This window comes from Mycobacterium sp. E2699 (genome assembly GCF_001666745.1).
GTDB lineage: Bacteria > Actinomycetota > Actinomycetes > Mycobacteriales > Mycobacteriaceae > Mycobacterium.
The window spans coordinates 19,577-27,970 of the sequence record NZ_LZJH01000109.1 but is presented as its reverse complement, the minus strand read 5'-3'; the positions used below and the strand labels follow the sequence as shown (position 1 = coordinate 27,970).

The window sequence follows — 8,394 nt, the reverse complement described above, 5'->3', positions numbered from 1 at the left end:
CGGCCCCGGCATCGGGGAGCCGGTCCTGCCTGATTAGCGGCCTACCCTGAAACCATGCGCACGAAGAAGAAGGTGGATTTCGAGCGGCTCGCCGCCGCCCTCCCGGACTTTCCGTTTGCGTACCTGATCACGGTCGGCGACGACTATCGCGCCCACACCGTGACCGTCGAGCCGCGGTTGCGGGAGACCGCCCTCGACGTCGGCCTCATCGGCGGCCACACGCGCGAGAATTTGGCCCGGCGCGGCGACGTCACCCTGCTGTGGCCCCCGCGCGAGCCCGGCGGCTACTCGCTGATCGTCGACGGCACGGCCGAGGTGACAGAGGGAGCCGACGAGACGGTCCGGCTGGGCGTGGTGCCCACCCGCGCGCTGCTGCACCGCGAGGCCGACTCCCCCAGCGCGGCCAGGGGTTGCCTGCACGACTGCGTGGTGTTCTCGCTGTGAGTTTCGCGCCGAACGTGGGGCCCACGCACAAAAATCGCCTCACATTCGTCCATAGGCCCCACGTTCGATGAGCTTCGCCTTCACCCGCTCCACGATCACGACCGGCCGAGACAGCATCTCGGCGCTGACCCTGATCACGCACCAGCCGGCCGCTTCCAGCAGCGCTATCCGCTCGATGTCCCAGGATCGCTGATATCGGTCGTTCCAGTGCTGGACTCCGTCGTACTCGACGGCGACCTTCCACTCGCGCCACCCCATGTCGACCCGGATGCGCAGGTCGCGAAACTCGATCTGGGTCTCCGGCTTGGGAAGTCCGGCGCTTACCAGAAGCAGCCGCACCCGCGTCTCCTGCGGTGACTCCGCTCCGCCGTCGGCCAGCTCCAGCGCGGCCCGCAGCCGCCGCACGCCGCGGGCGCCCGGGTGCCGATCGGCCACCGCCACGGCGTCCGTCGATTTGATGCCGGTCGCGTTGAACAGGCCGTCGAGGATCGGCACCGCCCTAGCCGCGGGCAGCGAGCGGCCCAGGTCGAAGGCGGTGCGGGCCGCGCTCGTCACCCGCATGCCCGCGACCGTGCGGACCTCGTCCTCGGCCAGCTTGTAGCTGTGGGCGATGATGCCCGGCTGGCCGCGCCGGTCCGCCCGCACGACCTCCGCGGGTGCGGCCACGCCCAGGCACTTCGTGCCCAGCGCCGCGGCGGCGGACTGGCCGCACAGCACCGCACCGGTCGACAGCCACGCGGCGCGCGCCTTCGCGCAGGCGGTGAGTTCAACATCGTTGGGTATGTAGACGTCGCGGAAGACCGCCCGATACCGGGTGCGCAATTGACTGCGGGTGACGGTGCCGGTGGCGAGTGCACGGCTACCGAGGAAGGGCTGCATGCGGGCATACTCGCCGTCACCGCTGAGCCACGTATGCGCCGAAGGTGGGGCCTGTGGACGAATTTCGGTGTGTGAACGTACCTGGGCCCCACGTTCGGCGCACGAAAAAGCCCGGCCCCCAAGGGAACCGGGCTTTTTCGTTGCTGAGGACCTAGAAGTCCATGCCGCCCATGCCGCCGGTCGGGTCGCCCGCGGGAGCGGCCGCCTTCTCCGGCTTGTCGGCGACGACGGCCTCGGTCGTCAGGAACAGCCCGGCAATGGACGCCGCGTTCTGCAGCGCCGAGCGGGTGACCTTGACCGGGTCGGCGACGCCGGCCTTGAGCAGGTCCTCGTACTCACCGGTCGCGGCGTTCAGGCCGGTACCGGCGGGCGAGTTGCGGACCTTCTCGGCCACAACGCCGGGCTCGAGCCCGGAGTTGAAGGCGATCTGCTTCAGCGGGGCCTCGAGCGCGACGCGCACGATGTTGGCGCCGGTCGCCTCGTCGCCGGTGAGCTTCAGCTCGTCCAGCGACGGCGAGGCGTGCAGCAGGGCCACGCCACCGCCGGCGACGATGCCCTCCTCGACGGCCGCCTTGGCGTTGCGGACCGCGTCCTCGATGCGGTGCTTGCGCTCCTTGAGCTCGACCTCGGTGGCCGCGCCGGCCTTGATCACCGCAACACCGCCGGCCAGCTTGGCCAGGCGCTCCTGCAGCTTCTCGCGGTCGTAGTCGGAGTCGCTGTTCTCGATCTCCTGGCGGATCTGGGCCACCCGGCCGGCGATGGCGTCGGAGTCACCGGCGCCCTCGACGATGGTGGTCTCGTCCTTGGTGACGACGACCTTGCGGGCCTTGCCGAGCAGCGCGACGTCGGCGCTCTCCAGCGACAGGCCGACCTCCTCGCTGATCACCTGACCGCCGGTGAGGATCGCCATGTCCTGCAGCATCGCCTTGCGGCGGTCGCCGAAGCCGGGGGCCTTGACCGCCACCGACTTGAACGTGCCGCGGATCTTGTTGACGACCAGGGTGCTCAAGGCCTCGCCCTCGACGTCCTCGGCGATGATCAGCAGCGGCTTGCCGGCCTGGATGACCTTCTCCAGCAGCGGCAGCAGGTCCTTGACCGTCGACACCTTGGAGCTGACCAGCAGGATGTAGGGGTCCTCCAGGACCGCTTCCTGACGCTCGGCGTCGGTGACGAAGTAGCCCGAGATGTAGCCCTTGTCGAACCGCATGCCCTCGGTGAGCTCGAGCTGCAGGCCGAAGGTGTTGGACTCCTCGACGGTGATGACGCCCTCGTTGCCGACCTTGTCCATCGCCTCGGCGATCAGGTCGCCGATCGACTGGTCGCCCGCGGAAATCGCGGCGGTGGCCGCGATCTGGTCCTTGGTCTCGACCTCCTTGGCCGACTTCAGCAGGGTCTCGGTGACCTTCTCGACGGCCTTCTCGATGCCGCGCTTGAGGCCCAGCGGGTTGGCGCCGGCCGCGACGTTGCGCAGGCCCTCGCGCACCAGCGCCTGTGCCAGCACCGTGGCCGTCGTCGTGCCGTCACCGGCGACGTCGTCGGTCTTCTTGGCGACTTCCTTGACCAGCTCGGCGCCGATCTTCTCGTACGGGTCCTCCAGCTCGATCTCCTTGGCGATGGACACACCATCGTTGGTGATCGTGGGGGCGCCCCATTTCTTCTCCAGTACGACGTTGCGGCCCTTGGGACCCAACGTCACCTTTACCGCGTCGGCGAGGGCATTGAGGCCCCGCTCGAGGCCGCGACGGGCCTCTTCGTCGTACGCAATTGTCTTGGCCATTGCGAAGTGATTCCTCCGGATCGGGAATGAAACTGGGGCCGCCGGGTGGCGACAACCCCATTACTTACGCTGGCCGGGTGCAGTGCCCGCGACGGACGACCAAGCTGGTCTCACCGTCCCGACCTAGCACTCGCCAGTCGCGAGTGCCAACGTCATTCTTAGCACTCGCCTATGCCGAGTGCAAGAACGGGCGGAGGTTATCGCGCAGCGCGTAATCCGTCGATGACGACGTCGGTCGCCCGCTCGGCCAGCGCCGAGTCATAGGCCTGCATGGCCTGGCATCCGACGAGTATCGCCTTGAGATCGGCCATCTGGACGTCCCGTCGCGCCGTGCCCGCGTCCTGCGCGGCACGCAGCAGTTCGGCGAGCGTGGCCTTGAACGCGTCCTCGGCCGCGGGCGCGGCGCAGGCGATGTCGATCCCCAGCCCGGCCAGCGCGTCGACCAGGCCGCGGTCCGCCGCACCCCACTGCAGCACCATCGAGCGCAGGAAGACGAAAAGCGCCTCGCCGGCCCCCTCGGTTTCCAGCAGGGCGCGGCCGTCGTCGACGAGGCGCCGCATGCGGTTTTCGATCACGGCCGCAAACAGCGCCTCCTTGGTCGGGAAGTGCCGGTAGACGGTGCCGGCCCCGACGCCGGCGCGGCGGGCGATCTCGTCGATCGGCACCGCCAGGCCGTCGGCCGCGAAGGTCTCGTAGGCGACGTCCAGCACCCGCGCGCGGTTGCGCGCCGCGTCGGCGCGCAACGGCCGTGCCGGTTGCGCCATCTGTTCACCACCCATGAGTTGACAAAACGGGGCGTGCGTTCCGTATAGTGTACCATCAACCGGAGCGCTCGCCCCGTTTACTCTACTAGTTCAAGGAGCCTGCCATGGCCAAGTGGACCGCCGCCGACATTCCCGACCAGAGCGGTCGCGTCGCCGTCATCACCGGGGCCAACACCGGCCTCGGCTACGAGACCGCCGCCGCGCTCGCCGGTCACGGCGCGCGCGTCGTGCTGGCGGTGCGCAACCTCGACAAGGGCAAGGACGCCGCCGCCCGGATCACCGCCCAGAGCCCCGGCGCCGACGTGGTGCTGGCCGAGCTCGACCTGACGTCACTGGACTCCGTGCGCGCCGCCGCCGACCAGCTCAGGTCCGCCTACGACCGAATCGACCTGTTGATCAACAACGCCGGCGTCATGTACACGCCGAAGGAGACCACCAAAGACGGCTTCGAAATGCAGTTCGGCACCAACCATTTGGGCCACTTCGCGCTGACCGGCCTGCTGTTGGACCGGCTGCTGCCGGCCCCCGGTTCGCGGGTCGTGACCGTGAGCAGCATGGGCCACCGCATCCTGGCCGACATCCACTTCGACGACCTGCAGTGGGAGCGCCGCTACAACCGCGTTGCGGCGTACGGGCAGGCCAAGCTCGCCAACCTGCTGTTCACCTACGAACTGCAGCGCAGGCTCGCCCCGCACGGCACGACCATCGCCGCCGCCGCCCACCCCGGCGGGTCGAACACCGAGTTGGGCCGCTACACGCCCAGGGCGTTCCGGCCGCTGGTCAACGTGTTCTTCAACGTGATCGCGCAGGACGCGGCGATGGGCGCGCTCCCGACGCTGCGCGCCGCCACCGACCCCGGGGTCCTCGGCGGCCAGTACTACGGGCCGGACGGCTTCGCCGAGACCCGCGGCTACCCGAAGCTGGTCTCGTCCAGCGCGAAGTCGCACGACGCCGAGCTGCAGCGCCAGCTGTGGGCGGTGTCCGAGGAGCTCACCGGGGTGGTCTATCCCGTCGACTGACCGGTGGGCCCCGACCGGCTAAGGCAGGTCGAGCAGCTGCTCATAGAAGCCGCCGAAGCCGCGGACGCGATCGACCAGGTGGACTTCGAGGATCCAGTGGCAGACGTGGCCGGTCGGGTCGCTGCGCCGCATCGGTTTGTCGGAGCCGGGCATGATGTACCACTCGACCCCGTCACCGGCGATCTTCTTGTGCGGAAACTCCCCCACCAGGTGGCCGGCGATGTGGCTGCCCCACTCGAAGCCCTCGGCGCGGGCCACATCGACGACGTGGTCGAACAACTGGGCGCCCGTGACGTCGGGGTGGTCGTCGAAATGGCCGCGCCCGGCCGCCCACACCCGCGCCAGCGCGTCGCGGAGGGCGGTCTTGTGCGGATCGTCGCCCAGCACGAACGTGCGTCCGACGTCGGCCTCCCACTCCCCGAAGATCGGTCCCAGATCGAGGTAGACGATGTCGTCCTCGGCGATCGCGCGGTCCGGCGGGTGTTCCTTGAAGGGCTGCAGCGTGTTCTCCCCGGCCCGCACGATCCGGCGATGCCAGTGCCGGGTCACCCCGAACATGTCGGTGGCGAGGCGGGCGATCTCGCCGGACAACGCCTGTTCGCCGACACCCGGGCGGATCATGCCGCGCCTTTCGATCTCGTCGAACAGTCGTTCGGCCTTGACCTGGGCGTCGAGAAGCCGTGCTACCCGCAGTTGTTCGTCGGCAGCCCCCACGCCAGCGATGCTAACTGGCAGGCTGAAAACATGTCCCTCGCCGTTCCGCCCTACCCGCCGCCCCGCTACACCAAGGACGAGCCGGAGGTCAGCGCGTGGCTCAAGCGCGCCGACGAACCGCCCGACTACGAGACGTTCGGGACCAAGTACCACTACCTGGCGAACCAGCAGGCCACCGACGGCGATTACGGCCTGTACCGGGTCGACATCGGCCCGGCCGGCGGCGGGCCCCCCGCCCACTTCCACCGGGCCATGTCCGAGGCGTTCTTCGTGCTGTCCGGGACGATGAAGCTCTACGACGGCAAGGAGTGGGTCGACGGGCATCCGGGCGACTTCCTGTACGTCCCGCCCGGCGGCGTGCACGGGTTCCGCAACGAGGCGGAGCAGTCGGCGTCCGTGCTGATGCTGTTCGCCCCCGGGGCGCCGCGCGAGGCCTACTTCGAGGGCTTCGGGGCGCTGGCCGACATGACCGACGACGAACGCCGCGACTGGTTCATCCGCCACGACAACCACTGGATCCGGTAGGCCGAGTTAATGGTGGGCAAACTCTCGGTGCCGGGCGCCGACGGGACGCACGGTGCTCGTAGGGTTTGGCCGTGCAGGTGAGGTCGAAGCGGTCCGCGGCGTGGCTGCGGATGAAGGTCGAGACGGCATTCAGCGCCCCGGCCAGGACGGGTGACCGCGTGAAGCGGCAGAGGCGCCCGGGGCTGACGGGTTTGCGGCGACAGTCACCGGCGTCGGGCGGCCTCCGCCACGGTGGCGGACGTGGGTTGCCCGGCCGGGCCGCCGCGCCTTCGGGGGTTCGCGGCAACGGGGTGGCGCCGACCGCGCCCGCCCGGGCCCGCGGGCGCCGGCGCAGGGTCTCGGCCGGTTACCGGTCGAAGCGGTAGTCGGCGTCGACCAGCTCGCGGGTGCGGTCGTAGAACGTCCGCCCGCTGTACGGCAATTGCGTGACGACCTTGCCACTGGGATGCCGGAAGTAGTTGGTGCAGGCGAGCCAGACCTTGCCCGCCATGGCGGCCTGGATCTCGTCGTTGTAGCGGCGCTGCGCGTCCGCGGTGACCTCGATCGTGCGCGCGCCGCGGGCCCCCATCACGTCGAGGATGTGGCGGACGAACGTGGTCTGCGCCTCGTGGATGTAGATGATCGAGTTCACGCCGTTGGTGTTCGGGCCGTACAGCGTGAAGAAGTTGGGGTAACCGGCGATCAGCGTGCCGAGGTAGGCCTCCGCGCCGTCGCTCCAGTCGTCGCGCAGGTGGCGGCCGCCGGTTCCGTACACGTCGATGCTGGCGAGGTAGTCGGCGGCCTTGAACCCGGTCCCGTAGATGACGGTGTCGACGCGGTGCTCGACGCCGTCGGCGGTGCGCACCCCGCGCTCGGTCAGCTCGGCGATGGCGGTCGTTTCCAGGGTGACGTTGGGCAGCGCGAACGTGGGATACCACTCGCGCGACATCAGCGGCCGCTTGCAGCCCGCGGGGTAGTCCGGCGTCAGCTTGGCGCGCAGCTCCGGGTCGGCCACCTTGCGCCGCAGGTAGCTGCGGGCGAGCTCGGTGGCCTCGCGCGTCTGCGTGGCGTCGACGTCGAAGCTCGACGATTCGTAGGCGTCGAAGGCCTCGTCGCGCAGCTTGCGCGCCACCTCGGGGTGGCGTTCGAACTCGTCGTGCTGCTCGGGGGTGAACGGGAAGTCGAAGCGGGGCGCGATCCAGATCGGGGTGCGCTGAAACACCGTGAGGTGCGCCGTTTTCGGCGCGATCGCGGGCACGTACTGGATGGCGCTGGCGCCCGTGCCGATGGACGCGACCCGCTCCCCCGCCGTCGGCCTGCTGTGATCCCAACGGGCGGAATGGAATTGGCGACCGCGGAACCGTCGCGCCCCCGGAATGTCGGGAACGTGGGGCACGTCGAGCATCCCGACGGCGCTCACCACGACGTCGAAGTCGTGCTGGGCGCCGTCCTCGGTCGTCAGCGTCCAGCGCCGGCGGTCGTCCGACCACCGCACCATGGCGATCGCGGTGCCCGGCCGCAGGTGCGGCCCCAGCCCGTGGTCGGCGGCGACGGATTCCAGGTACGCCAGGATCTCGGGCTGGTTCGCGTAGGTCTTGCTCCACCGCGGGTTGGGCGCAAAGGAATACGAGTACAGGTGCGACGGGACGTCGCACGCCGCGCCCGGGAACGTGTTGTGCCGCCACGTCCCGCCGAACCCGTCGGCGCGGTCGAAGATGGTGAAGTCGTAGCCGCCCTGCGCCAGCTGGATGCCCATCGCGATGCCCCCGGCACCGGCGCCGATGATCCCTACGCGCGGCTTTACCCCCATTGCGCGAAGTACGGTCGCTCGGGCCGGCTCTTCTCCACGAGGATGAACACCACGCCCCACGGGTCGACGAACCAGGTGGTGCGGACCCGCGCCACTTCCGTGATGCCGCTGACCAGGAATCGCACCCCCTTGCCCTCCAGTTCCGCACGGGTGGCGTCGAGGTCCTCACAGATCAGCCCGACGTGCGACAGACCGTGATCGGTCAGGGCGCGTTCGGCTCCGTCGGCGCCGTCGACGTTGAGGTATTCGATCACCTCGAGCACCCGGTCGCCGTCGTCGCCGAACCCCACGATGGCCGCCTTCATGCTCGGGTCGGGCACCAGCTCGCCCATGTCGTCGCGAATGGCATTACCGCTCATGACGTACGGCGGCGAGAGCACACGCAGGCCCAACACGTCACGATAGAAGGCCACCGCGGCCTCGCAGTCGGGAACGCACACCCCGGTGTGGGCCAACCCGGTAATCACGTTCTCAACCTTACGT

General features: G+C 69.6%; 9 protein-coding genes. 3 read left to right on the top strand and 6 right to left on the bottom strand.

Going from position 1 to position 8,394, the window contains the following annotated elements; genetic code table 11:
* The first annotated feature begins 54 nt into the window (after positions 1-54).
* Complete coding sequence (locus A5696_RS20200; protein ID WP_067882788.1) at positions 55-444, top strand: hypothetical protein; 390 nt, start codon at positions 55-57, stop codon at positions 442-444.
* Positions 445-483: 39 nt separating this feature from the next.
* Here A5696_RS20200 and A5696_RS20195 read toward each other — a convergent pair whose 3' ends face one another.
* The 3 genes from A5696_RS20195 to A5696_RS20185 all read right to left on the bottom strand — a co-directional run bounded on the left by A5696_RS20195 (position 484) and on the right by A5696_RS20185 (position 3,864).
* Positions 484-1,323 carry a DUF559 domain-containing protein gene (locus A5696_RS20195; protein WP_067882787.1) on the bottom strand — a complete coding sequence of 280 codons (840 nt, stop codon included), beginning with the start codon at positions 1,321-1,323 and terminating at the stop codon, positions 484-486.
* A gap of 151 nt (positions 1,324-1,474) precedes the next feature.
* A complete protein-coding gene (groL, locus tag A5696_RS20190) occupies positions 1,475-3,100 on the bottom strand; it encodes a chaperonin GroEL (protein ID WP_067882786.1) in 1,626 nt (541 codons plus the stop codon).
* A gap of 197 nt (positions 3,101-3,297) precedes the next feature.
* On the bottom strand, positions 3,298-3,864 hold the full coding sequence (locus tag A5696_RS20185) for a TetR/AcrR family transcriptional regulator (protein ID WP_067882789.1): 567 nt from the start codon (positions 3,862-3,864) through the stop codon (positions 3,298-3,300).
* A 104-nt stretch (positions 3,865-3,968) separates the two neighbouring features.
* On the opposite strand from A5696_RS20185, the gene A5696_RS20180 reads away from it, so the two are divergent.
* A complete protein-coding gene (locus A5696_RS20180) occupies positions 3,969-4,883 on the top strand; it encodes an SDR family NAD(P)-dependent oxidoreductase (protein WP_067882785.1) in 915 nt (304 codons plus the stop codon).
* A gap of 18 nt (positions 4,884-4,901) precedes the next feature.
* Here the strand turns inward: A5696_RS20180 and A5696_RS20175 are convergent, their stop codons facing one another.
* Positions 4,902-5,597, bottom strand: a complete 696-nt coding sequence (locus A5696_RS20175; RefSeq protein WP_067882784.1) for a M24 family metallopeptidase — start codon at positions 5,595-5,597, stop codon at positions 4,902-4,904.
* Between the two features lie 30 nt (positions 5,598-5,627).
* Here A5696_RS20175 and A5696_RS20170 point away from each other — a divergent pair, with 30 nt between their 5' ends.
* Positions 5,628-6,122: a cupin domain-containing protein gene (locus tag A5696_RS20170; RefSeq protein ID WP_067882783.1), complete on the top strand. Its 495-nt coding sequence runs from the start codon at positions 5,628-5,630 to the stop codon at positions 6,120-6,122.
* Positions 6,123-6,468: 346 nt separating this feature from the next.
* Here A5696_RS20170 and A5696_RS20165 read toward each other — a convergent pair whose 3' ends face one another.
* Both A5696_RS20165 and A5696_RS20160 read right to left on the bottom strand, forming a co-directional pair.
* Positions 6,469-7,911, bottom strand: a complete 1,443-nt coding sequence (locus A5696_RS20165) for an NAD(P)/FAD-dependent oxidoreductase (protein ID WP_067882782.1) — start codon at positions 7,909-7,911, stop codon at positions 6,469-6,471.
* The gene (locus tag A5696_RS20160) at positions 7,902-8,378 is read right to left on the bottom strand and encodes a VOC family protein (protein ID WP_067882781.1); all 477 of its coding nucleotides are present in this window, start codon (positions 8,376-8,378) and stop codon (positions 7,902-7,904) included. The genes A5696_RS20165 and A5696_RS20160 overlap by 10 nt, the downstream gene beginning before the upstream one ends.
* Between the last annotated feature and the right edge of the window lie 16 nt (positions 8,379-8,394).